The organism is Bradyrhizobium arachidis (assembly GCF_024758505.1).
In the GTDB taxonomy this organism is placed as follows: Bacteria; Pseudomonadota; Alphaproteobacteria; order Rhizobiales; family Xanthobacteraceae; genus Bradyrhizobium; species Bradyrhizobium manausense_C.
Genome location: NZ_CP077970.1, coordinates 4,735,804 through 4,760,393 on the forward strand (window position 1 = coordinate 4,735,804; position 24,590 = coordinate 4,760,393).

The window sequence follows — 24,590 nt, forward strand, 5'->3', positions numbered from 1 at the left end:
ACCGAATATGTTCCGAGTCCTAATTGCATTGTTTCTTGCAAGTTTCCTGACCTGCGGCGCGGCGCATGCCGAGAAGCGCGTGGCGCTGGTGATCGGCAATTCTGCCTACAAGAGCGCGCCCCGGCTCACCAACCCGGCGAACGACGCCACGTTGGTCGGGGGCATGTTCAAGAAGGCCGGGTTCGATGCTGTCGATATCAAGCTCGACCTCAATGTCGCTGACATGCGCAGGGCACTGCGTGACTTCGGCGACAAGACCAGGGATGCCGATGTTGCCGTGATCTATTATGCCGGTCACGGCATCGAACTCGATGGCACCAACTATCTGATCCCCACGGACGCAACGCTGGAGAGGGATAGCGACGTTCTCGACGAGACGATTGCCCTGGACCGCGCGCTGTTTGCGGTCGAGCCCGCAAAGCAGCTCCGCCTCATCATTCTCGATGCCTGCCGCGACAATCCGTTCGCCAAGACGATGAAGCGCACGATCGCCTCGCGCGCCATCGGGCGCGGCCTCGCCAAGATCGAGCCGACCAGCCCGAACACCATGATTGCTTTCGCGGCGAAGGCGGGCTCGACGGCCTCGGATGGCGACTCCAGAAACAGTCCGTTCGCGGCCGCTCTGGTCGAGCGCCTCCCGACGCCGGGGCTCGACCTGGGCAAGGCGTTCCGCTTCGTTCGTGACGACGTCCTGAAGACGACCGGCAACAAGCAGGAGCCCTATGTCTACGGCTCGCTCGGCGGCGACGACGTGCCGTTGGTTGCGGCGAAGCCGGTCGCGACCGGGCCGCAAGCCAGCCCTCAGGACGGGATCCGCCGGGACTATGAGCTGGCGCTCCAGGCGGGAAACCGCGACGCATGGGAAGCATTTTTGCAGGCCTATCCCGACGGGTTCTATGCGGGCCTGGCGCGGGCACAACTGAAGAACGTTGCCGCCGAAGAGGCCCGCGCGGGCGCAGCCGAGAAGGCGCGCCAGGCCGAGGAGGCCAAGGCGCGGCTCGCATCCGAGCGCGCTACCAAGGCCGAGCAGGACAGGGCGGCGGCCGCCGCCAAGGCCGCCGAAGATGCTCGCATTGCCGCCGAAAAGGCCAAGCAGGTCGAGGAAGCCAAGGCGCTAGCGGCCGAGCAGCGCCGGAAGGATGCCGAGGCCGCCGTGGCCAAGGCGCAGGCCGACAAGCAGGCCGCCGAGAAGGCGCTCGCCGACAAGCTCGCGAACGACAAGGCGGCTGCCGAGCTTGCCGCAAAGCAGGCGGCAGAAAAGGCTCAGCGGGACGGCGAGCAGAAGGTCGCAGCCGTGGCCCCAACTCAGACGTCGCCCAGCCTCTCGCCGCAGGAGACGGCAAAGCTGGTGCAGTCGGAGCTCCGTCGCGTGGGATGCCTGACGGGTGCATCGGACGGAGAATGGAACGCCGCCGCGCAGCGCTCGCTGACCCTGTTCAACAAACATGCCGGGATGAAGCTCGACACCAAACTGGCGAGCTTCGACGCCCTCGACGCGATCAAGAGCAAGCAGGGACGCGTCTGCCCGCTGGTCTGCGACCGCGGCTCCAGAGCTGATGGCGATAGCTGCGTGAAGATCACGTGCCGTGCCGGCTACCGCGTCAACGACGACAATGAATGCGAGAAGGTGCAGGACAAGAAACCCGTCGCGACTCGAGATGACGCCAAGCCGCGAGACGACGAGAGGAAGAAGAGCGAGGCGGCCCCCTCAAAGCCGCAGGCGTCTGGTCAAATGCTTTGTAACAATGCGGGCTGTCGGCCGGTAAGGCCCGGCTGTCGGGTTGTTAACCAGAGGTACGGAGCTGGGGGCCTGTACGCTCCGGGAGGGGCACAAACGGAAGTGTGTGACTGAGCCGCGAGGAGACGCAATCCGGCGCGGCTGCCTGCCTGCAGCTTTGCGCGCGCGATCGGCGAACGCCCGAGCAAAATCTCCTGCGCCGCCTGCCGGTCATCTTAAGGTTTCCTCCAGATTGTGACCGGTGTCACAGACCAGCGGGTTGCCTTCCGGAAGGCTCTCATTATTCTGATCACATTGTGATTTGTGGGCTGTAATGGGCGCGCTTCGTTTTCTCTTGATCGTTTTTGCTGTGTGGCTCGGATGCGGACCGGCAATGGCCGAGCGACGCGTCGCGCTCGTGATCGGCAATTCGGCCTACAAGAGCGTGGCTCGGCTCACCAACCCGGCGAACGACGCCACGTTGGTCGGGGGCATGTTCAAGAAGGCCGGGTTCGATGCTGTCGACATCAAGCTCGACCTCAATGTCGCTGACATGCGCAGGGCACTGCGTGACTTCGGCGACAAGACCAGGGATGCCGATGTTGCCGTGATCTATTATGCCGGTCACGGCATCGAACTCGATGGCACCAACTATCTGATCCCCACGGACGCAACGCTGGAGAGGGATAGCGACGTTCTCGACGAGACGATTGCCCTGGACCGCGCGCTGTTCGCGGTCGAACCCGCAAAGCAGCTCCGCCTCGTCATTCTCGATGCCTGCCGCGACAATCCGTTCGCCAAGACGATGAAGCGGACGATCGCTGCCCGCGCCATTGGACGCGGGCTCGCCAAGATCGAGCCGACCAGCCCGAACACCATGATTGCGTTTGCGGCGAAGGCTGGCTCGACCGCCTCGGATGGCGACTCCAAAAACAGTCCGTTCGCCGCAGCCCTGGTCGAGCGCCTCCCGACGCCGGGGCTCGACCTGGGCAAGGCGTTCCGCTTCGTCCGCGACGATGTCCTGAAGACGACCGGCAACAAGCAGGAGCCCTATGTCTATGGCTCGCTCGGCGGCGACGACGTGCCGCTGGTTGCGGCGAAGCCGGTTGCCACGGGGCCGCAAGCCAACCCTCAGGACGGGATCCGCCGCGACTATGAGCTGGCGCTCCAGGCGGGAAACCGCGACGCATGGGAAGCATTTTTGCAGGCCTACCCCGACGGGTTCTATGCGGGCCTCGCGCGGGCGCAACTGAAGAACGTTGCCGCCGAAGAGGCACGCGCGAGTGCAGCCGAGAAGGCGCGCCAGGCTGAGGAGGCCAAGGCGCGGCTTGCATCAGAGCGCGCCACCAAGGCCGAGCAGGACAAGGCCGCCGCCGTCGCCAAGGCCGCCGAGGATGCCCGGCTCGCGGCGGAGAAGGCGAAGCAAGTCGAGGAAGCCAAGGCGCTAGCGGCCGAGCAGCGCCGAAAGGATGTCGAGGCCGCCGTGGCCAAGGCGCAGGCCGACAAGCAGGCCGCCGAGAAAGCGCTCGCCGACAAGATCGCGAACGACAAGGCGGCATCCGAGCTGGCCGCAAAACAGGCGACTGAGAAGGCTCAGCGCGACGGCGAGCAGAAGGTCGCAGCAGTGGCCCCAACCCAATCGTCGCCCAGTCTGTCGCCGCAGGAGACCGCCAAACTGGTGCAGTCAGAACTCCGTCGCGTCGGATGCCTGACCGGTGCAGCGGACGGAGACTGGAACGCCGCCGCGCAGCGCTCGCTGACCCTGTTCAACAAACATGCCGGGATGAAGCTCGACACCAAACTGGCGAGCTTCGACGCCCTCGACGCGATCAAGAGCAAGCAGGGACGCGTCTGCCCGCTGGTCTGCGACCGCGGCTCCAGAGCTGACGGCGACACCTGCGTGAAGATCGCCTGTCGTGCGGGCTACCGCGTCAACGACGACAATGAATGCGAGAAGGTGCAGGACAAGAAACCCGTCGCGACTCGAGATGACGCCAAGCCACGAGACGACCAGAGGAAGAAGGTTGAGGCCACGCCCTCGAAGCCGCAGGCGACCGGGCAGTTGATTTGCAATAGCGCGGGCTGCCGTCCGGTAAAGCCCGGATGCCGTGTGGTGCCCTATCAACAGTTCAAACATGGGTCGGTGAGCTCCGGTCAACCCCAGGAGGAGTGCAATTGAGGACGAGGCTATGATGGGCGCGCTTCGTTTTTTCTTGATCGCTTTTGCCGTGTGGCTCGGATGCGGACCGGCGATGGCCGAGCGGCGCGTCGCGCTGGTGATCGGCAATTCCGCCTACAAGAGCGCGCCCCGGCTCACCAACCCGGTGAACGATGCCACTCTGGTCGGCGGCATGTTCAAGAAGGCGGGCTTTGACAATGTCGATGTCAGGCTTGATCTCAACGCCGCCGACATGCGCAGGTCGCTGCGCGAGTTCGCCGGCAGGACGCGCGATGCCGAGATTGCCGTCATCTACTATGCTGGGCACGGCATCGAGCTGGACGGGACGAACTATTTGATCCCCACCGATGCCGCGCTGGAAACGGACGGCGACGTGCTCGACGAGACCGTCGCGCTCGACCGCGCACTCTTTGCCGTGGAGCCAGCCAAGCAGCTTCGGCTCGTGATCCTTGACGCCTGCCGGGACAATCCGTTCGCCAAGACGATGAAGCGCACGGTCGCCTCGCGCGCCATCGGGCGCGGCCTCGCCAAGGTCGAGCCGACCAGCCCGAACACCATGATCGCCTACGCGGCGAAAGCGGGCTCGACGGCCTCGGATGGCGACTCCAAGAACAGCCCATTCGCGGCCGCCCTCGTCGAGCGCCTCCCGACGCCGGGGCTCGATCTGCGCAAGGCCTTTGGCTTTGTCCGCGACGACGTGCTCAAGACCACCGGCTACAAGCAGGAGCCCTATGTCTACGGTTCGCTCGGCGGCGACGACGTGGCGCTGGTCGCGGTGAAGCCGGTCGCGACCGGGCCGCAGGCAAACCCCGACAGCGAAATCCGGCGTGATTACGAACTGGCGCTGCAGCTCGGAACCCGCGATGGTTGGACTGCATTCCTCGGCCAGTATCCGGACGGCTTCTATGCCAACTTGGCCAAAGGCCAACTGAACAAGATCGCGGCCGAGGAGACACGCGCGGCCGCCGCGGACAAGGCCCGGCAGGCCGAAGAGGAGAAGGCGCGGCTTGCATCCGAACGCGCCAAGAAGGCCGAGCAGGACAAGGCCGCAGCCGCCGCCAAGGCCGCCGAGGACGCCCGGCTCGCGGCGGAGAAGGCCAAGCAGGCCGAAGAGGCGAAGGCAGCGGCAGCCGAACAGCGCAGGAAGGATGCCGAGGCCGCCGCAGCCAAGGTGCTGGCGGAAAAGCAAGCCGCAGAGAAGGCACTCGCCGACAAGATCGCGAGCGACAAGGCGGCTGCCGAGCTTGTCGCAAAGCAGGCGGCCGAGAAGGCCCAGCGCGACGGCGAGCAGAAGGTCGCAGCCGTTGCCCCGACCCAAACGTCGTCCAGCCTCTCGCCGCAGGAGACGGCGAAGCTGGTGCAATCGGAGCTGCGCCGCGTGGGCTGCCTCACCGGTGCGGCCGACGGCGACTGGAACGCGACGTCACAGCGGTCGCTGACGCTGTTCAACAAGCATGCGGGCATGAAGCTCGACACCAAGCTGGCGAGTTTTGATGCGCTCGATGCGATCAAGAGCAGGCAGGGACGGGTCTGCCCGCTGGTCTGCGACCACGGCTTCAGGGCTGATGGCGACGCCTGCGTCAAGATTGCCTGCCGCGCCGGATATCGCGTCAACGACGACAACGAGTGCGAGAAGATCCAGGAGAAGAAACCCGTCGCGACCCGCGAGGATGCCAAGCCGCGCGATGACGAAAGGAAGAAGGCTGAGAGCAAGCCTTCGAAGCCGCAGGCGACGGGCCAGATCTATTGCAGCAGTGCGGGCTGCCGTCCGGTTCGGCAGGGTTGTCGCCTCGATGTTGGAGTGGCCACCCCATATTCCAGGAGTGGCGGCACTGGCTCCGGTACGGTCGAGGTCTGCAACTGAGGACGAATGCCAGGTGAGGAAGAAGAGCTTTCGGTACATGCACGTGTTGCTGGCAGAGCACTCCGGAACTCTCGTCGTATTCTGGTTTGAGGCTGAGATGCGCGCGCTTCGTTTTTTCCTGATCGTTTTTGCCGTCTGGCTTGGATGCGGACCGGCCATGGCCGAACGGCGCGTGGCGCTGGTGATCGGCAATTCCGCCTACAAGAGCGTGGCCCGGCTCACCAACCCGGCGAACGATGCCACCCTGGTCGGCGGCATGTTCAAGAAGGCCGGTTTCGACAATGTCGATGTCAGGCTCGACCTCAACGCCGCCGACATGCGCAGGTCGTTGCGCGAGTTCGCGGGCCGGACCCGCGATGCGGAGGTTGCCGTCATCTACTATGCCGGGCACGGCATCGAGCTGGACGGCACCAACTACCTGATCCCCACCGATGCCGCGCTGGAAACGGACGGCGACGTGCTCGACGAGACCGTCGCGCTCGACCGCGCGCTCTTTGCAGTGGAGCCCGCAAAACAGCTTCGCCTCGTCATCCTGGATGCCTGCCGGGACAATCCGTTCGCCAAGACGATGAAGCGCACGATCGCGGCCCGCGCCATCGGGCGCGGTCTTGCCAAGGTCGAGCCGACCAGCCCGAACACGATGATCGCGTTTGCCGCAAAGGCGGGATCGACCGCGTCGGATGGCGACGCCAAAAACAGTCCGTTCGCGGCGGCGCTGGTCGAGCGCCTTCCGACGCCGGGGCTGGACCTCGGCAAGGCGTTCCGCTTCGTCCGCGACGATGTCCTGAAGACCACCGGCAACAAGCAGGAGCCCTATGTCTATGGCTCGCTGGGCGGCGACGACGTGGCGCTGGTGCCGGCGAAGCCGGTTGCGACCGGGCCGCAGGCAAGCCCTCAGGATGCCGTTCGCCGGGATTACGAGCTGGCGCTCCAGCTCGGAACCCGCGACGGTTGGACGGCCTTCCTCGGTCAGTATCCGGACGGCTTCTATGCCAACCTGGCCAAAGGCCAACTCAACAAGATCGCGGCCGAGGAGACCCGCGCCGTTGCCGCAGACAAGGCCCGGCAGGCCGAAGATGAGAAGGCGCGGCTTGCATCCGAACGCGCCAAGAAGGCCGAGCAGGACAAGGCCGCAGCCGCCGCCAAGGCCGCCGAGGATGCCCGGCTCGCGGCGGAGAAGGCCAAGCAGGTCGAGGAAGCCAAGGCGGCTGCCGCAGAACAGCGCAGGAAGGATGCCGAAGCCGCCGTGGCCAAGGCGCAAGCCGACAAGCAGGCCGCCGCCGAGCTGGCCGCAAAGCAGGCGGCGGAAAAGGCCCAGCGCGACGGCGAGCAGAAGGTCGCAGCCGTGGCCCCAACGCAATCGCCGTCCAGCCTCTCGCCGCAGGAGACGGCAAAGCTGGTGCAGTCAGAACTCCGTCGCGTCGGATGTCTGACTGGCGCATCGGACGGAGAATGGAACGCCTCCGCCCAGCGCTCGCTGACGCTGTTCAATAAACATGCCGGGACGAAGTTCGATACCAAGCTGGCCAGCTTCGACGCTCTCGACGCGATCAAGAGCAAGCAAGGACGCGTCTGCCCGCTGGTCTGCGACCGCGGGTTCAGGGCTGATGGCGATAGCTGCGTGAAGATCACCTGCCGCGCAGGCTATCGCGTCAATGACGACAATGAATGCGAGAAGATGCGGGAGGCGAAACCAGTCCCTACGCGCGACGACTCGGCCAAACGGGATACGGAGCGTAAGAAGGTTGAGACTGCTCCATCGAGACCGCAGTCGAGTGGACAATTTACTTGCAATTCGATGACCTGCCGCCCCGTCAAACCTGGGTGCAGATTGGTGAAGTTGAATACCCCTGGAGAGCCGGCCAATGGTTCGGAAGTGTGTAACTGAGGACAAAGCTTAGGCGCTTGACCGCCCGCAAGCGAGGGTGCCCGGGTTAGTTGGCCCGTGGTTCACGCTGGCGGGCCTAGCTGCAATCGTCGTGCGGCCTTTCCTCTAGCAGAGCAGCGCGCTTAAGACAGTCATTTGCCAGTTGTACCAGTCTGGCGCTCGTCTCAGGTCCCATTATCTCAGCGAGGCTTAGACAATGAGCGGCCTTTGCGCGGAGCGCGACGGCGCTTTCGTCGGCCGGATCGACCGGGTCGTCTGCCATCGTGTACTCCCGAGATGAGACGTTCACCGCGTCGGCGTCCGCCGCACGGGTTGAATGTCCGCAAGGGAGCAATAGAGCTGATGCTGCGTCGTTCCTAACCTGGCTTGCCCACGGGACTAGCTTGGTGGTTGTAGTCCGGGAGCGTTGAGCCATTCGCTCAATTGCGCACCAGTCTCGGTCAGCCGGGCCTTCCTGAGCGTTTCGTCCCGCAACTTGCCGGGAGGCAAAAGCTCTGCCTGTTCGCGCAGCCTGGCCACTTCGTCGGCAAGACGTTCTTCAAGAGACCTGGGTTGCTTGAAACGACGCCGGCGTTCGGCCATAGCGCTGCTCCCTGCTTGGATGGGGCGGGAGCGCTGTGATGGGGGCGATCTCATCACCGATAGGTGCCACGAGCCGGGCGGTGATGACGGCCAACGTTTGATGAATGGAACGGTTCCTCTGCGGCGGGACAGTCGCAGTCTGCTTTGAGGACAAGCCTAAAGCGCGATGGCTTTAGGTTGAATCGTCATCGCGCTTTAGGTCTTTGTTTGAGCATGATCTTTTCGGAAAACCGCTGCGCACTTTTCCGGATCATGCTTTAGGCGCGCGCCTGATCACGCAAGCGAGGGCGCCCGGGTTAGTTCAAGCAAGCACGGGCCGGCCAACTGCCGGTCACGGGTGTCGAAGACTGATCACGGATCCTCAAGTTTACGGCCCTGGTTCGCCCACCATCAGACGTAATGATCTCGACCGATGTGCACATGCTGAGGGCCAGACCGTCATCTGTCCGGATATTGACGCTGAGGCTCGGCGCACTCGATAGAGGTTGATTGCGGATAGCCTCAACCAAAGACCTCAGGGCCGCAAGGCGGGCCGCTTCGATGTCTGGCAGGTCGATGCCTCCATCGTCATATGTGATACCGGTCACGTCCTGATAGTCGAAGTAAAAGCGCATTCGGCCCAACAGCGGGGGGCGGGAGGTGTTCCTATTTGGCCCGCCCTAAAGCACCCGCCAACACTTTCTGTCGGCGCTTGGAGATGGGCACTGCAGCTTGCGTTCAATTATTACGCTTCGCCCGCCAGCCATATTCCTGGTGTGGAATCGTGGCGGTGATATCGACATCTCTGCCGGCCGTCAGACGCCAGGCCGCCACCCCGAAGCACAGGGTCAGGGTCAAGGCGATGGCAAGCAGAAGTATCGAGACGAAATGGCTCACGCGGGTACGCTCCACAATTTGAAACTACGAGGGGAGAGCGAACACGAGTTGCTGATTCGAAAAATGCAGGCGCGCTGACCTAGAGGCGGATTTCCCCATCAGTCATATGATCAGTCACTTGGTCAGTCACATGATCAGTCACTTGGGCGCGAAAGCGCTGACGAGCCCGATCGTGATCGGCACCAGCGCAACGACAGTCCACAGGGCGGGCGAGCTGGAGGACAGGCCGGCGACTAGTATCCAGACACCGAAGCCCACAATGGCTGCCGAGATCGCGTAGGCGATTGCTCTTTGCATCGGCCGATCCCCAAGCAACAAAGGATCGATTGACCTTTAGGACTCGCCGCGGGCGAGAACGTTCCTATTTGGTCAAAATCACCATGCGCGCTCAGATCAGCCGATCTCATCTTCCCAGACGTGTGTCCGGCACTGCTCGCACTGCAGAAGACGAACGTTCTTGCTCTCGTGCGGATCGAACAGCGACAGCACAAAGTGCAGAATCGACGAGCAAGACGGACAAGACGAGTGATCCGACCTGGTCGGTGGATTGCTGGTCGTGGCTGATCCCAATTTCGCTGCGGCTGCACGGTGAGTCATGATCGCCCCATCATTGGATTTGGCGAAAAGCCCGACGATCCCTTAACCCTCCTGAGGACCGCCGGGCGCTTCGCCAGTATCATTAGCTATCGAAACGCTGCAAAGTCTGAGTGGTTGGCGGCGGGACTGTCGGTCAGGTACCCGACACTCAATCCGCATGGGAAGGTTGCGAAAATTTTGGCTTGTCGGAACTGAAGCAGGATGACAGCCCCCAGTCTGCTTCAGTCAGGGTCTCGGCACGCGCGAGGCGCTCCCTTGATCTGGATCAAGGGTCCCTGCGGCTGAATATCTCAGCTTGATGCGGAGTGCACTGTCACCGAAATGACCCGCACCTCGTCGGGCCAGCGGTCGCTCTGCGAGGATGCGCACCGCCAGCGGCTTGCGACGCATGCTCGTCGGCTGCGACGGCAAGAAATGAAGCCCGTCGGCTCCCGGGTCGGCGGGCTTTTTTGGTTAGCTGTCTCGGCAGGAAATGCCGAAGTTGTCGCAGGTGATCGCAAAGGCTTCTCTCGCCTTGGCGTCCTCGAAGCAAAAGCGCGCGCCGATGTCGGCGCGGTCGGTATGCCACTCCACTTTATGTTCCTTGGCGATGCGTGAAGCTTCGCCGCGTAGCAGGTCCAGTTTTCTTCCCGCAGCGAAAACGATTAGACAATTTTCCTTTGGCATTATGCCCGTCCTCCAATGTCAATCCGGACGCAATAACCTGCCGCTGCTTTGCGGAAGGACAATATGAATTAAATCACAATTTATTCTGATTCTGTTAATGCCGTCGACATTAAAATGTTGCAGATAAGTGCGAATGGTTTATTGTGCAACCTATTTTAGAGTAATTAATTCGGAGCAACCAGTGCCAGCAGCCATTAAATCGATCGTTTCCGCTTATGTACGTTTGGAGAATCGGCGAGCCCTGGAGGATATGCGAGAGCTTCGGCGCCATTTGCTGGGAACACTAGAGGCCACATCCAGGATCGACCCGGCCCAATCTCGAGATTCTGTACTTGAGGACCTCCGAGTGATCGAGGATGGACTGCAGCAGCTCCCGGCGCCACCGGCAACGACACCTGAGAACGAGGGGCGTTGAACTCAGGCAGCATAACGTTTTCAGCGCGCAAAGTGGGATCGGGACAATTCAGCCACGAATCGGGCTTAGTCCGACTTTCGGCCAGACCTCACGGGCCAAGGGGGAATGGTCGGGCCCGACGCGCGTCGTCCGGACACGGTCTCGCGTTGGGCCTTTCCCATGGATTGCCGAGACGACCCCGTCCAATCTGCTTTCCGCGGTTGAATCTTCGCTTGGTCCATTCAGACCTTTGCTTTTGACCCGATCTCGACGGCGAAGCCCCAGCTATTTCTTCAGGATCAATCCCATCTCCCGCGCCACACGCTTTACCGATCCAGTGTGCCGGCCGAGGGCTGCCGCAATAGCCGACGCTCCGACGCGTCGACGTGCCATGGCCGAAAGCTTCTTTCGCTCGGCATCGGTCCATTCCTTCGGCTTCGATGATTTCATTTCCGAGATCATCGAGAAGGCCAGCCGGAATCGGTATTGGGAAATTTGCGGGTGGCGACTCCTGACGGATTGATGCTGGCCGGAGGCTGTATCCGATTTGCTCGCTGTACACGCGCTAATTGAGAATGTTCTATTCGCGCCGGCAGTCACAACTCGCGCGCGTATGCGGCATAGTCGCACCTAGGTTGCTTTTCTTTGTGCAACATCTGCGCAGGGTATCTAATGATGGTTGAACTCTAAAGGTTCAGCATTTGGGGTTTATGGTCATGCGCCACCCTTCGAGGCGACGACACCCCGAGAAACGCAAGCCACCCTTCAAGTGGGTCGTCGTGTATGGAGGCATGTCCGTTGAGTGCAGGGACGAGGCCGGCGCGAAGAAATTGGCGGCCAAGCTCCGCCGGAAAGGTTACCGGCTGGCGGCTCGAACGGCGGATGGCGTATCGCCCTCCTGGCGAATCGATCCCGAGGAGCTGGACGAGTGGCTGAGCCGGGAAACGAAAGCTCGTTGAAGGAGGCGGTCTGGCAGGCCGCCTGTGCCGGATAAGGCGGGGAGAGACAAGGCCGGCCGGTTCACGCTGGCGGGCCCCGACATCACCTTGGCTTTTGCCGATTCTGCAGATTCATTTGCAACAACCATTGCGTGGCCGGATTAGCCCCGCATGGCGGAGTCGTTTGGCACCGAGTTCACTATCGTGGAAGTGTCTGCACGGGATGGGTCTGCCGGAGAGCTCTGGATTGCGCTAGCTAAGCCAGCCGAGGCCCTGACATTGGTGCTCGCCGCAGCGCCGGAAGGTTGGAACGGCGAAGTTCTAGTGATCCCCATGACCGCAAAGCAGCAGGAATTGTTTGAAGCGCTTAACCTGAAGCCAGGCGATGTCTGCAGACTGACATCGCGCTAAGGCTGCCTCAGTTGGCGGACCTCCCGGATAGTTATGCACTCTTCTGCCGCGGCCTGACGCTGCCTGCGCTATCTGGTGAAACCGGGGTCTAGAAGCTTCACAGTCGAAATCGGCCACTTGCCGTCGTGGCCACCGATCGAGATCCGGAGCCCATGCACCTCGTCAAGGAAGACGTGATCAACCGTCCCCGCCTTACCGTCGGTCAGGATAACACCCTTGCCGATTAGCTCCCTCTCAGCAGCATGAAGTTCTCGAAGGATGTTCGTCGCTCGTTTGGTCCAGTCATCGGACATGGTCACACCATACCCGGCCGGCGATTGAGTGAAGATCAGTCAGAGCGGCAGATGCATTGAGGCTATCGCCGCTTTGCACGAGTCAGTGCGCCAACCGTCCCTGTCGAGCTCGACCCTGAAACCTTCCGGCAGCCGCGGCGTCCTCGCCTTCGGTCACGACTCGCAGCGCGGGTTACTTCGCTGGGTGCAAATCGCCTTGAAGCCAGCGGCCATTGGAGTGCGTGGGATCTTCATGCGCTGCAACGGTCGTAAATGCGTGATTGCAGACAGCGCATCGAAACATGTGCAAGTCCATGCTTGGGCTTTCCGGCTCGATGCTGACGAGCATCATCTGGGCCTTGCACCTCGGACAGAGGGGGCGCGCAAATGGAGCCGGTGGAATGGGCCGCGCTAATTTGGCGGCCCACCGTTGTTCGAATTTTCTTTCGAGGTCCGTAGGGATCGCGCTCATGATCCGCACTCCGGGGTTCGCGGTCCTGCCCCGGTGCTATCGCCTCAACGCTCGTCGCGCCCTAAAGGTCCAAACAGCACCAGCGGAACCATGCCCACCGGCTGAGGCGGTGAACACAGGGCCTGCCGGTTCACGCTAACAGAGCAGGCGACGTCGCCCGAGGAGCGCGCCGGCCTTGAGATCATGGCCGGCAACTACCGCGCGGCGTTGCTCGATCATCAGGCCCGCAATCGATTTGCCAACACAGTGCCCACACGAGGCTTTTTCAGATTGTTGGCTCTTTGGATTAAGTCTTTGATTTTGTTTGGTGAGCGCGCTGGGGCTCGAACCCAGGACCCCGTGATTAAAAGTCACGTGCTCTACCGGCTGAGCTACGCGCTCCCATGGTCAGGATGGCCTGCGAATAGATCGCCATCGCAACCGGGTTTTTCCAGAGCATGTCTTGCCGCCACGGTGACGTCGCGGGGAAAACGGAAGACCTTTTTCCGGATCATGCCTTCGGCCCGCGCTGTGTAGGGGCGCAGGCCGCCAAGGTCAATAGTGCAGGAGGTTGCCTGACACAGCAGCAGACCTGCGGATTTTCCTGCCGTCCCCGAGGCTTAGGGCGAAATTCTCAAGCATCCACCCCGCGAACCATCCACGGCCGTCAGCGCGATGAGATCGGGTTGAATCGTCATCGCGCTTAGCTCTTTGTTTGAGCATGATCTTTTCGGAAAACCGCTGCACACTTTTCCGGATCATGCTCTAGTTCGTCACCTCGCGACGCACCTCGCTGGCCACCGGCTGCGAGGAGCCGGCTGACGTCGGCAGTGCGACCGGGCGCAGCCCAATCAGCTCGGCGGAGCGGATCGCGCTGTCGCGCCAGAACTGGAACGAATTGATGCGGCTGAGCTCGAGGATCGCGATCGCCACCGCCGCGAGGAACGGCAGGCTCTGCAGCACCAGCACCGCGGCGTAGATGTAGATCTCGGTGATCTGCTTGTAGCTGTTGGTGGCGATCAGGACGCCGGCGCCGATCAGGAGGAGGGCCGCGATGACAGCCTCCCAGAACGCCTGGAACTCGATCGACATCCGCGACAGGCCGCCTTTCGAGGTGCGGGCGAAGGCGAGGTGCTCGGTGATCAGGCCCTGCGCCACCGCGCGCGACACCGTCCATTGCACGCTCATCGCCGCGATCATGGCGCCCAGCATCTGGCCGGGTTTTATCGCGACACGCAGGCGGTACATCGACAGGAAGTGCACGAGCGAGACGATGAAGGCGGCGATGATCGGCAGCGTCAGGATCTTGTCGGGGATGGCGATGTCGGCAAAGGCGACGATCGGCACCCAGATGAGGTTGAGCAGGGCCACGACCACGCCGAGGCTTTCGGCCCCGAGCCAGTTCAGCCAGCCCAGCGAATATTCGCGCTTCTGGTCCGGCGTCAGCCGGCTCGCGCCGGGCAGGAACCGCCGCCAGTGCTTCTTGACGATCTGGAAGCCGCCATAGGCCCAGCGATGGCGCTGCTTCTTGAAGGCCTCGTAGGTGTCGGGCAACAGACCCTGGCCGTAGCGACCGTTGGTGTAGTGGGTGACCCAGCCGAGTTCCTGGATCGCAAGGCCGAGATCGCTGTCCTCGCAGATGGTGTCGCTCGACCAGCCGCCGGCCATGTCCATCGCGGCGCGGCGGATCAGGCACATCGTGCCGTGCACGATGATGCCGTTGAACTCGTTGCGCTGGACCATGCCGATGTCGAAGAACCCTGCATATTCGCCGTTCATGATGTAGTGCATGATCGACAAATCGCCGTCGCGGTGCTCCTGCGGCGCCTGCACCAGGCCGACACGCGGATCGTTGAAGGCCGGCACGAGATCCCTGAGCCAGTCGGGCTCGACGACATAGTCGGCATCGAGGATGCCGATGATCTCGGCATCGACGGCGGTGCGGTCCATCGCGATGCGGAGCGCGCCGGCCTTAAAACCCTGGACCTTCTCGGCGTTGATGAACTTGAAGCGCTCGCCCAGCGCGCGGCAGTGATCCTGGATCGGCTGCCAGAAGGCGGGGTCGGGCGTGTTGTTGATGATGACGACGCATTCGTAGTTCGGGTAGTTGAGCCGCGCGAGCGCGTCGAGCGTCTGCTTGAGCATGTCGACCGGCTCGTAATAAGCGGGGATGTGGATCGACACTTTGGGGAAATAGGTCGGGCCCGCCTCGGTCGTCACCTCGGCGATCCTGGCCTTGGTCAGCAGGCGGCGCGGCGGCTTGCCGAAGGCGACCGCTGCGATCTCCTCGATCCGCGCCATCGCGATGAGGACGAGTGGAACGAGAAGGATCATGCCGAGCGTCAGCGCGAAGGCCGAGCCGAACACGAAGTAGTGCCCGTTCCAGAAGGCGAACACGGTCGCCACCCAGGCGCCGACACCGTTCGCGGTGGCAGCCAAGAGGAAGGTCTGCCGTGCGGTCGGTTGCGACAGCCGCAGGATCGGCAGCGACAGCAGGATGCCGACCAGCAGCGCAATGGTCGCGAGCTTCCAGTAGTCCGGATTCACCACCGGGCCGGTCCAGGCGAACTTCGGCTCACGCGCGGCGGTGTAGATGCCCCAATAGGGACCGACGCCGCCTTCGACGAATTTCCAGGGCTGATCGATGGCTTCGACGATGTTGAATTCCATGCCGATGGACTCGGCGCGGCTGACGAAGTTGCGCAGCGTCACCGCCTGCCGGAACGGCCCAGGAATCGCGTCCTTCAGATTATAGCCCGCCGAAGGCCAGCCGAACTCGGCGATCACGATGCGCTTGCCCGGGAAGGCGTCGCGCAGCTTCTGATAGATGATCATCGCCTGGTCGACGGCCTGCGTGTCGGAAAAGCCTTCCCAGTAGGGCAGGATGTGCGCGGCGATGAAGTCGACCGAGGAGGCGAGCTCGGGATGCTCGAGCCAGATGTTCCAGATCTCGCCGGTGCTCACGGGCACGTTGACCGAGGACTTGACCTTCTTGATCAGCTCGATGAGCTCGTCGACCTTCTGATCGCCGCGGTAGATCGTTTCGTTGCCGACGAAGATGCCGTTGACGTTGCTGTTGCGCTTGGCGAGCTCAATGGCGGCGTCCATTTCGCGCTTGTTGCGGTCGGGATCCTTGTTGATCCAGCCGGCAACCGTGACCTTCATGCCGAACTCGTTGGCGATGGCCGGCACCAGCTCATTGCCTTCGCCGGACGAATAGGCGCGGACGGCGCGCGTCGTCGTCGACAGCGTCTTCAAATCGGCGCGAATCTTCTGCGGATCGGTGGTGAGGTCGGTGACGTGGTGCGGTTCGAACGGCGTATAGGAAAGGCTCGGCAGGATGCCCTTGAACTCGGGGGCGGGGATCTTCTCCTGCAACAAACCCCAGATGCCCGCATGCAATGCGGATACGAACAAGACTACGGCGACGACGGCACGCATCGCGGGCTAAACCACTTGGGGCTGAGATGGCAGCGAAGCGGATCCGACCCCGAGATCCGACCGTGTCCGCGGCAAATGGAGCATAACTCTGCCACGCCTTTTAACAACTGTTATGACGCCAAGTCCTTCAAAGGGATGTCCTTTTAAAGGCACGCCGCTTTACGGCGTAGCGTCGCGGGCGCGAGCAGTGCCAACCGCGTCTATGGCCGATCGTTCCTGAACGGCAGGTGAAACAATCGCGGCTATTTCTGGGGCGCGGGCGCGGGGCTTGCCGCAGGCGCGGGGCTTGCCGCCGGCTGCGGTGACGTGCCGGTGGCGGGGGTAGCCGGCGGGGAGGCTGCGGCTGCCGCCTGGACCTGCGCCGCCGGGTTGATCCAGCAGGCATGGACGCGGCTCGTCAGCGTCTCCGGCACCTTGTTGTCGATCTGCGCGGCGAACCGGGTCAGGCAGCGGAACGTCGCCTGGATGTGGCCGCCGGGGCAGCCGAAGCGGTCATACAGGTCGAGATGGCGGAAGGCGGTGTCGAGATCATCCCGCCACAACAGCACCACCACGCGGCGGCCGATCCAGACGCATTCAGGGTTGCCGGCCGGGCCGTTGATGGCCTGGGCGGCTTCGGCAAACTCGTCGGTTCTGCGTTGGTTCTGGCTGGCTTCCTTGGCGGCGTCGGCCGGCGCGGTTGCAGCCGCCTTGCCCTGGTCCTGGGGTTTCAGATCGCCGCTCTGGGCGAGAGCGCTCTGGGTCAACGCGCTTCCGATGCCGAGCAGGACGACGAGGGAAGGGACGGCCAACTGCCGCAGGACCGCATTTCGTAACTCGAGCACCCGACGCCGCATAAATTCCCCGATTTTCTTAACTGACCGTCCGCGTGGAGACCGCTCGGACGCGAGGCTTGATGGCGTCCAAATGGGTCCCCAATGCGGCGGAAAAGACCCGCCGAGTCTGATGACGTGAATCTGGAATTTTGTCCAGCAAAGTCACCATCCTATGCCTCGGTCGAAGGGCCGCAGGCGATTGGAGCGGGATGGCGCGCGCAATTACCGCTGCGCCCCCTTGGCAGACGGCCCCCAAGCAGGTAATCGACGGACCCCTTTGCGGAGGACGGAACCGATTACTGTTCGTACGCCACTGGCGCTCCTGCTCATGTCGTTGGGTGCGATTGCTGCCGTGTGGTGGTGGCTGGCCACGCCGATCACGCTCGCGCGCGCGCCTATTGATCCGAGCGCGAAACTGCAATGCGTCTCCTACGCGCCGTTCCGCGGCGACCAGACGCCGCTCAACGAATGGACCCATATCGACGCCGAGCAGATCGAGCAGGATCTCCGCCAGCTCAAGGACATTTCCGAGTGCGTGCGGACTTACTCCATTGAAAATGGGCTCGACCAGGTGCCGGCGATCGCGGCCAAGGTCGGCGGGCTCAAGGTGATCCAGGGCATCTGGCTCTCGAGCAACCGCGTCAAGAATTTCTCGCAGGTTGCGACCGTCGTCCGGCTGACCAAGGAATTTCCCGCCGTCATCAGCTCCGTCGTGGTCGGCAATGAGGTGCTGCTGCGCGGCGAGATGACGACCGCAGACCTCGCGGCCATCATCCGCTCGGTGAAGGCGCAGGTCACGGTTCCCGTCACCTATGCCGACGTCTGGGAATACTGGCTCAAGAACCGCGAGATCTACGAGGCCGTCGATTTCGTCACGATCCATATCCTGCCCTATTGGGAGGACATGCCGATCCGCGCCAAGTTCGCGGCGAGCCACGTCAATTCGATCCGCCAGCAGATGGCGGTGGCGTTTCCCGGCAAGGAAATCTTGATCGGCGAGACCGGCTGGCCCAGCGAAGGGCGGATGCGCGAAGGTGCGCTGCCCTCGCGCACCAATCAGGCCCGCGTGGTCTCCGAGATCCTCGCGCTGGCCAAGGCGCAAGGTTTTCGCGTCAACCTGATCGAGGCCTATGACCAGCCGTGGAAGCGGCGGTTGGAGGGCACCGTCGGCGGCTATTGGGGCCTGCTCGATTCCATCCACCGTTCGCTCAAATATCCGCCGGGCGAGCCGATCAGCAATTTCCCGTTCTGGAAATCCTACATGGGCGCCGGCATGGGCCTGAGCGTGCTGGTGTTCGTCGTCGCCGGCCTGACGCTGCGCCGGCGGCCCTGGACGCCGCGCTTCTCGGCGTGGCTCGGCGTCGGCATTTCGGCGACTGCGGGCGGCATCCTGCTCGGGGTCGCCTTCGACAAGATGTATTACGAGAGCTACGGCTGGGGAGGCTGGCTGCAATGGGGCGCTTTGCTCGCAGCCGGCATCCTCTCGCCGATCTTCTGCTCGCAGGCGCTGGTGTCGGGGCGGGGACTGCCGACCTTCCTCGAACTGTTGGGCCCGCGCGACGGGCGCAAATGGTCGAAGCTTTCGGTCGCGCTCGGACTGACGCTGGCGGTCACCGCCGTGATCGCGTCCGAGACCGCGCTCGGCTTCGTGTTCGATCCGCGCTACCGCGACTTTCCCTTCGCCTCGCTGACGATGGCGGTGGTGCCGTTCGCGATGCTGCTGGTGAACCGTCCGCAAAGCGGCGTGCGTCCGATTGCGGAGGCAATCTTCGCAGGCCTTTTGGCGCTGTCGGCGATCTACGTGCTGCTCAATGAAGGCCGCGAGAACTGGCAGTCGCTGTGGACCTGCACGATCTATCTGGTGCTGGCGTTCACGCTGTGGCGGGCGCGGGCCGAGCAAATCCCAGAATGAGCAGCCCGATCGCGATCCCCGACAACACGATGTTGTAGAGGACGATGCCGAGGCCCGCGGCGATCACGCCGAGCGTTAACAGCACGATCGAGGGCCGCATCAGATTGAGCGTCGCGACCACGAGCGCGACGATGCCGAACACCGAGTTCTTGAACAGCGAGGTCGCGGTCGCGCGTGCCTTGCAGATCATGGTCTGAAGGCCGGCGTCGCAGGCGAGCGACACTTGCGAGAACTCGATCGCGAGGTAGCGCACATAGAGCGCATACCCGACGCTGACGAATCCGACGACGAGCAGGAACTGGACCTGGTAGGGCGTGAGGCGGAACGGCTTCTTCTTCATGGGGCCAATATGGTCGGGAAGGCGGGCTGTAGCAACCGCTGTGGCTGCGGCTTGTGAATTCGTCTCAGAACTGGGCGCTAACGATCTGAGGTAACGCGGCTTTTTGGCTTGGATTTAGCGTCGGCTGAAGAATGAGGACAGCGTCGAGGTCGTCTCCGGCTTGGCGGGCGCGGCCGCCGGTGGCGGCGGCGGTTCCTCGCGCTTGGAGCGCTTTGAGGAATAGCTCCGCCGGTGCGGCTTTTCGGGCTTCGCGGCTGACGCCGCCGGCGTCTCGGCTTGCGGGCTCGCGTCCTGAACCTTCTCCTGACCCTTGTCTTGCCCCTTTTCTTGCCCCTGCATCGACAGCCGCTGGCCGTCGAACACGGCAGTCTCGCAACTCCGGTCGGTCTCCGACAATGCGGCGCAGATCTTTGCGGCGGCTGCCGCGTTCACCAGCGGCCCCGCGCCGAGCCGAAGCTGCATGCCGAGCCCGGTCTTGCTCTCCTTGACCATGATGATCGGCCGAAGCTTTGCCAGATCCGGATTCGACTTGGTCAGGCCGCGCCACAGCGCGCGCAGGCCGGGCACCGAGTTCGCGCTGCCGAGATCGACCGCAAAGCGGGTCTGCTGAACCGTGATCGCCGGCGCTTCGCTCTCCGTGGCGGCCTCCGGCTCTGCGCTGGGCGGAGCCGCGGCCACGTCCGTCGGCTGCGACTGGTCCTTCGGCTTGGCCGACATCTCCGGCTGCATCAGTTTTGAGGCAGCAGGGTCCGGCGGCGCCATCATCGACTTGGCGGCAACGAGCGGAATGGCCGGTAGCTCGGACGCTGCCGGCATCGATGCGCTCGGGGCTGCGGTCTGCTGCGGGCTCGCATGCTCCTTCGCGGCTTCCTTGTTTGCTGCCTCCTTGTTTGCGGCTTCCTTGGCCGGCTTGTCGCTCGCCGGCGTCGAGGCGACGGGCGCGACCGCCGGCGCTGCGGCTTGCGGCGCGGGCGCTGACGACGGCTCGGGCTTCGTCGGCGCCGGCTGCGCCGGCGCCGCGGCTTGCTTTGCGATGGCGCCGGTCACGGAGTCGAGTCCCTGCTCGAGCACGGTGACGCGCGTGTAGAGGCGATCGCGGTCGGTGTTGAGTGTTTCGATGGCGGCCGTCAGTCGCCGCGCTTCGTTCTGGCTTTCCCTGGTCAGGACCGCAAGCCGCTCGGCCTGGCGCGCAAGATCGGCGGATGCGACCTGATCGCGCCGCCAGCCGAGCTGCGCCTGATTGGCCATCACGGCGACGACGATGGCGCCGACGGCGGCCACGCCCCACGAGCCCAGCCGCCACATCGTGCGGCGATCGAACTCGTTTTCCTCGGCCAGCAATCCGGACAGAATCCCGCCGGACTCCCTGGTGTCGAAGGCGCCGGCCAATGGGTCGGAATCCTTTGCCATTAACTGCGTGCCCAGCCCTGTCCAGCTTCCCCGAATCAATCAGGGAACATTAACAGGAAAAGCGTGTCGCACTTGAATTCCGGGCCTTTGCGGGGGTAGCAAAACGTCTCTATGACGGCGCCTAGCTGTCGCTCGCGACATCAGGATCGATTCGGCCGACACCAGGGATTGGCAGGAAACAGGCAAGGACCTTAATGACCGTTCGCTCAAGCCTCACGATCGTGCTCGCGGCCGGCGAAGGCACGCGCATGCGCTCAAGCCTGCCGAAAGTGATGCATCCGGTGGCGCAAGCGTCGCTTCTTGCGCATGTGCTCGGCGCAGCACCGAAGGGAACCGGCACCTCGCTCGCGGTCGTGATCGGACCGGATCACCAGGCGGTCGCTGATGAGGCGAAGCGCATCCGCTCCGACGCGCTGATCTTCGTGCAGCGCGAACGGCTCGGCACGGCGCACGCGGTGCTCGCGGCACGCGAGGCCATTGCGCAAGGGATGGACGACGTTCTGGTCGCGTTCGGCGACACGCCACTGATTACGCCCGAGACTTTCGAGCGGTTGCGCGCACCGTTGCGCAAGGGTGCCGCGCTCGCCGTGCTCGGCTTTCGCGCCGCCGATCCCACCGGCTACGGCCGGCTCGTGGTGGAAGGCGATCAGCTCGTTGCGATCCGCGAGCACGCCGATGCTTCGCCTGAGGAGCGCAAGATCACGCTGTGCAATGCCGGCGTGATGGCGATTGACGGACGTCGCGCGCTCGCCATCCTGGACAGAATAGGCAACGCGAATTCCAAGGGTGAATATTATCTGCCAGACGCGGTCGGCATTGCCCGCGCGCAAGGAGGAGAAGCCGTGGTGATCGAGACCAGCGAGGACGAGGTGCGCGGCATCAACACCAAGGCGCAGCTTGCTGAGGCAGAGGGCGTGATGCAGGCGCGGCTGCGCAAGGCTGCGATGGAGCAGGGCGTCACGCTGATCGCGCCGGAGACGGTCTATCTCGCCGCTGACACGATTTTCGGCAAGGACGTGACGATCGAGCCGTTCGTGGTGATCGGTCCCGGCGTCTCGATATCAGACGGCACCGTCATCCACTCCTTCTCGCACATCGTGCAAACCACGCTCGGCAAGAACGTGTCGATCGGTCCTTATGCGCGATTGCGGCCCGGCACCTCGCTCGGCGACGGCGCGCGCATCGGCAATTTCGTGGAGACCAAGGCCGCGACGCTGGAGGCCGGCGTCAAGGTCAACCATCTCTCCTACATCGGAGACGCGACCGTCGGGGCCAATTCCAACATCGGCGCCGGCACCATCACCTGCAACTATGACGGCTTCAAGAAGCACAAGACGGTGATCGGGACGGGCGCCTTCGTCGGCACCAATTCGTCGCTGGTGGCGCCGGTCAGAATAGGCAACGGCGCCTATATCGGCTCCGGCTCCGTCATCACCAAGGACGTGCCCGACGATGCGATGGCGCTGGAGCGCAATCAGCAGACCATCCGCGAAGGCGGCGCTGCGCGTTATCGCGAGATGAAGACAGGCGGCAAGAAAGTCGAAAAGAAGCCGGAGAAGTGAGGGGCGCTATTCGTCCTCGGCGAACTCCGAAAAGATCGCGCGCGTCAGGCGCCAGCCGCGCGGTTTTGCGCGCTTCACCGGCTCACCAGCCTGATGCTTGACGAAGACCGGCTTGCTTTCCTTGCCGCGCTGCGGCGGCGGCCAATGGGCCAGATGCGTGCCAGTGGTTTCGCTGGCTCGCAGATACGTCGACGAAAGACCTTTGCGGTCGGACGAGCCCTTCATGGCCTTGATCTCCCGGTCGTGAATCGTTGGGCAAATCTGTTGACAGAGAGTTAAAGTGCAGGGTTAAAGGCCCGCGAATCCAGGTCGCAGGTCTCAACCGTTGCAGCGCGATGCTGTCGCAATCCGCAATAATTATTGAGTATCTGGTTCCTTAGGAACTTCGCTAAAAACTGCACGCGTCGTTTTGATGATTTTTCGACGATTTGGGGGATATTGATCCGCATGTGCGGGATTGTCGGCATTCTCGGGCGCACGCCGGTTGCAGAGCAATTGGTGGATTCGCTCAAACGTCTCGAATATCGCGGCTACGACTCCGCGGGCGTCGCCACGCTCGAAGGTGATCGTCTCGAGCGCCGGCGCGCCGAGGGCAAGCTGAAGAACCTGGAGAAGCGACTCGACGCCGAGCCGCTTCAGGGCACGACCGGCATCGGCCACACCCGCTGGGCTACGCACGGCAAGCCGACCGAGCACAATGCACATCCGCACGCGACCGAGAACGTCGCGGTCGTGCACAACGGCATCATCGAGAATTTCCGCGAGCTGCGCGAGAAGCTCGAGAAGCAGGGCGCGAAGTTTTCCAGCGAGACCGACACCGAGGTCGTCGCGCATCTCGTCAATTCCTATCTGCTCAAGGGCCAGTCGCCGCAGGAGGCCGTGAAGGCTTCGCTGCCGCAACTGCGCGGCGCCTTTGCGCTCGGTTTCCTGTTCGCCGGCCATGGCGATCTCCTGATCGGCGCGCGAAAGGGCTCGCCCCTTGCGATCGGCTATGGCGACGGCGAGATGTATCTCGGCTCGGACGCGATTGCGCTCGCGCCGTTCACCGACACCATCAGCTATCTCGAGGACGGCGACTGGGTCGTGCTGTCACACGAGGTTGGCGTGATCCACGACGCCAGCGGCGCCGTGGTCAACCGCGAGGTGCTCAAGTCGGGCGCGTCGTCCTTCCTGGTCGACAAGGCCAACTACCGCCACTTCATGGCCAAGGAAATCCACGAGCAGCCGGAGGTCGTCGGGCATACGCTGGCGCGTTACGTCGACATGGCGTCCGAGCGCGTTGCGCTGCCGGTCAAGCTGCCGTTCGACTTCAACGACGTCCAGCGCATCACCATCACCGCCTGCGGCACCGCCAGCTATGCCGGCTACGTCGCAAAATACTGGTTCGAGCGCTTTGCGCGCGTGCCGGTCGAGGTCGATGTCGCCTCCGAGTTCCGCTACCGCGAGGCGCCCTTGCGCAAGGGCGACCTTGCGGTCTTCATCTCACAGTCCGGCGAGACCGCCGACACGCTCGCAGCCCTTCGTTACGCCAAGGAGCAGGGCGCGCACACCGTTGCGGTGGTCAACGTGCCGACCTCGACGATCGCGCGCGAGGCCGAGACCGTGCTGCAGACGCTCGCCGGGCCCGAGATCGGCGTCGCCTCGACAAAAGCCTTCACCTGCCAGTTGATGGTGCTCGCCGCGCTGGCGGTCGCCGCCGGCAAGGCGCGCGGCGAACTGTCCGACGCCGACGAGGCCAAGCTCGTCCAGGGCCTGGTCGAGATCCCGCGCCTGATCGCAGCGGCGCTGGTCGCCGAGCCGCAGATCGAAAAGCTCGCCCGCGACATCGCAAAATCCCGCGACGTGCTCTATCTCGGCCGCGGCACCAGCTTCCCGATCGCGCTGGAAGGCGCACTGAAGCTGAAGGAGATCTCCTACATCCACGCCGAGGGCTATGCCGCCGGCGAGCTCAAGCACGGCCCGATCGCGTTGATCGACGAGACCATGCCGGTCGTCGTCATCGCGCCCTACGACCGGGTGTTCGAAAAGACCGTCTCCAACATGCAGGAGGTGGCGGCCCGTGGCGGCAACATCATCCTGGTGACCGATGCCAAGGGGGCCGAGGAGGCGACGGTGGATTCACTCGTCACCATCGTGCTGCCGGACATGGGCTCGGCGTTCACGCCGATCGTCTATGCCATCCCCGTGCAATTGCTAGCCTATCATACGGCCGTCGTGATGGGGACCGACGTCGACCAGCCGCGCAACCTCGCCAAATCGGTGACCGTCGAATAGG

Annotated in this window: 19 protein-coding genes and 1 tRNA gene; 8 read left to right on the top strand and 12 right to left on the bottom strand. The window is 63.4% G+C overall.

Features of this window, described 5'->3' with window-relative positions:
- The first annotated feature begins 7 nt into the window (after positions 1-7).
- The 4 genes from KUF59_RS21895 to KUF59_RS21910 all read left to right on the top strand — a co-directional run bounded on the left by KUF59_RS21895 (position 8) and on the right by KUF59_RS21910 (position 7,648).
- The gene (locus KUF59_RS21895; protein ID WP_212459618.1) at positions 8-1,852 is read left to right on the top strand and encodes a caspase family protein; all 1,845 of its coding nucleotides are present in this window, start codon (positions 8-10) and stop codon (positions 1,850-1,852) included.
- Positions 1,853-2,051: 199 nt separating this feature from the next.
- Entirely contained in the window at positions 2,052-3,896 is a 1,845-nt protein-coding gene (locus KUF59_RS21900; protein WP_212459619.1) for a caspase family protein, read from the top strand.
- Between the two features lie 13 nt (positions 3,897-3,909).
- A complete protein-coding gene (locus KUF59_RS21905; protein ID WP_212459620.1) occupies positions 3,910-5,760 on the top strand; it encodes a caspase family protein in 1,851 nt (616 codons plus the stop codon).
- 97 nt (positions 5,761-5,857) lie between these two features.
- Positions 5,858-7,648 carry a caspase family protein gene (locus tag KUF59_RS21910; protein ID WP_258767167.1) on the top strand — a complete coding sequence of 597 codons (1,791 nt, stop codon included), beginning with the start codon at positions 5,858-5,860 and terminating at the stop codon, positions 7,646-7,648.
- Between the two features lie 378 nt (positions 7,649-8,026).
- Here KUF59_RS21910 and KUF59_RS21915 read toward each other — a convergent pair whose 3' ends face one another.
- From KUF59_RS21915 to KUF59_RS21930, 5 genes are all read right to left on the bottom strand, one after another.
- Positions 8,027-8,230: a hypothetical protein gene (locus KUF59_RS21915; protein WP_258767168.1), complete on the bottom strand. Its 204-nt coding sequence runs from the start codon at positions 8,228-8,230 to the stop codon at positions 8,027-8,029.
- Positions 8,231-8,526: 296 nt separating this feature from the next.
- On the bottom strand, positions 8,527-8,844 hold the full coding sequence (locus KUF59_RS44375) for a DUF6894 family protein (protein ID WP_408918026.1): 318 nt from the start codon (positions 8,842-8,844) through the stop codon (positions 8,527-8,529).
- 103 nt (positions 8,845-8,947) lie between these two features.
- Complete coding sequence (locus tag KUF59_RS21920; RefSeq protein WP_249140643.1) at positions 8,948-9,106, bottom strand: hypothetical protein; 159 nt, start codon at positions 9,104-9,106, stop codon at positions 8,948-8,950.
- A 138-nt stretch (positions 9,107-9,244) separates the two neighbouring features.
- Positions 9,245-9,403: a hypothetical protein gene (locus KUF59_RS21925; RefSeq protein WP_212461029.1), complete on the bottom strand. Its 159-nt coding sequence runs from the start codon at positions 9,401-9,403 to the stop codon at positions 9,245-9,247.
- A gap of 753 nt (positions 9,404-10,156) precedes the next feature.
- Entirely contained in the window at positions 10,157-10,369 is a 213-nt protein-coding gene (locus KUF59_RS21930) for a hypothetical protein (protein ID WP_212461030.1), read from the bottom strand.
- 1,503 nt (positions 10,370-11,872) lie between these two features.
- Between KUF59_RS21930 and KUF59_RS21935 the strand changes: the two genes are divergently transcribed.
- Positions 11,873-12,112, top strand: coding sequence for a hypothetical protein (locus KUF59_RS21935; RefSeq protein ID WP_212461031.1), 240 nt, complete (start codon positions 11,873-11,875; stop codon positions 12,110-12,112).
- Between the two features lie 68 nt (positions 12,113-12,180).
- On the opposite strand, the gene KUF59_RS21940 is transcribed toward KUF59_RS21935, so the two are convergent.
- The 4 genes from KUF59_RS21940 to KUF59_RS21955 form a co-directional block, all read right to left on the bottom strand.
- Positions 12,181-12,405 (bottom strand): PRC-barrel domain containing protein, encoded by a 225-nt coding sequence (locus KUF59_RS21940; protein ID WP_212461032.1) that lies wholly within the window; start codon positions 12,403-12,405, stop codon positions 12,181-12,183.
- A gap of 756 nt (positions 12,406-13,161) precedes the next feature.
- Positions 13,162-13,237: transfer RNA gene (locus KUF59_RS21945), tRNA-Lys, on the bottom strand.
- A gap of 363 nt (positions 13,238-13,600) precedes the next feature.
- On the bottom strand, positions 13,601-16,276 hold the full coding sequence (locus KUF59_RS21950; protein ID WP_212461033.1) for a glycosyltransferase: 2,676 nt from the start codon (positions 16,274-16,276) through the stop codon (positions 13,601-13,603).
- A 242-nt stretch (positions 16,277-16,518) separates the two neighbouring features.
- Positions 16,519-17,112, bottom strand: a complete 594-nt coding sequence (locus tag KUF59_RS21955) for a beta-1-3, beta-1-6-glucan biosynthesis protein (protein ID WP_212461034.1) — start codon at positions 17,110-17,112, stop codon at positions 16,519-16,521.
- Between the two features lie 307 nt (positions 17,113-17,419).
- On the opposite strand from KUF59_RS21955, the gene KUF59_RS21960 reads away from it, so the two are divergent.
- Positions 17,420-19,003, top strand: a complete 1,584-nt coding sequence (locus KUF59_RS21960) for a glycoside hydrolase family 17 protein (RefSeq protein WP_249140622.1) — start codon at positions 17,420-17,422, stop codon at positions 19,001-19,003.
- Here the strand turns inward: KUF59_RS21960 and KUF59_RS21965 are convergent.
- Both KUF59_RS21965 and KUF59_RS21970 read right to left on the bottom strand, forming a co-directional pair.
- The gene (locus KUF59_RS21965; protein WP_212461035.1) at positions 18,963-19,343 is read right to left on the bottom strand and encodes a hypothetical protein; all 381 of its coding nucleotides are present in this window, start codon (positions 19,341-19,343) and stop codon (positions 18,963-18,965) included. The two genes, KUF59_RS21960 and KUF59_RS21965, sit on opposite strands and share 41 nt — an antisense overlap.
- 114 nt (positions 19,344-19,457) lie before the next feature.
- The gene (locus tag KUF59_RS21970; protein WP_212461036.1) at positions 19,458-20,753 is read right to left on the bottom strand and encodes a hypothetical protein; all 1,296 of its coding nucleotides are present in this window, start codon (positions 20,751-20,753) and stop codon (positions 19,458-19,460) included.
- Positions 20,754-20,947: 194 nt separating this feature from the next.
- Here KUF59_RS21970 and glmU point away from each other — a divergent pair, with 194 nt between their 5' ends.
- Complete coding sequence (gene glmU / locus KUF59_RS21975; protein WP_212461037.1) at positions 20,948-22,315, top strand: bifunctional UDP-N-acetylglucosamine diphosphorylase/glucosamine-1-phosphate N-acetyltransferase GlmU; 1,368 nt, start codon at positions 20,948-20,950, stop codon at positions 22,313-22,315.
- A 6-nt stretch (positions 22,316-22,321) separates the two neighbouring features.
- Here the strand turns inward: glmU and KUF59_RS21980 are convergent, their stop codons facing one another.
- Entirely contained in the window at positions 22,322-22,540 is a 219-nt protein-coding gene (locus KUF59_RS21980) for a hypothetical protein (protein WP_212461038.1), read from the bottom strand.
- Positions 22,541-22,762: 222 nt separating this feature from the next.
- Between KUF59_RS21980 and glmS the strand changes: the two genes are divergently transcribed.
- Positions 22,763-24,589 (top strand): glutamine--fructose-6-phosphate transaminase (isomerizing), encoded by a 1,827-nt coding sequence (gene glmS, locus KUF59_RS21985; RefSeq protein WP_212461039.1) that lies wholly within the window; start codon positions 22,763-22,765, stop codon positions 24,587-24,589.
- Position 24,590 lies beyond the last annotated feature (1 nt).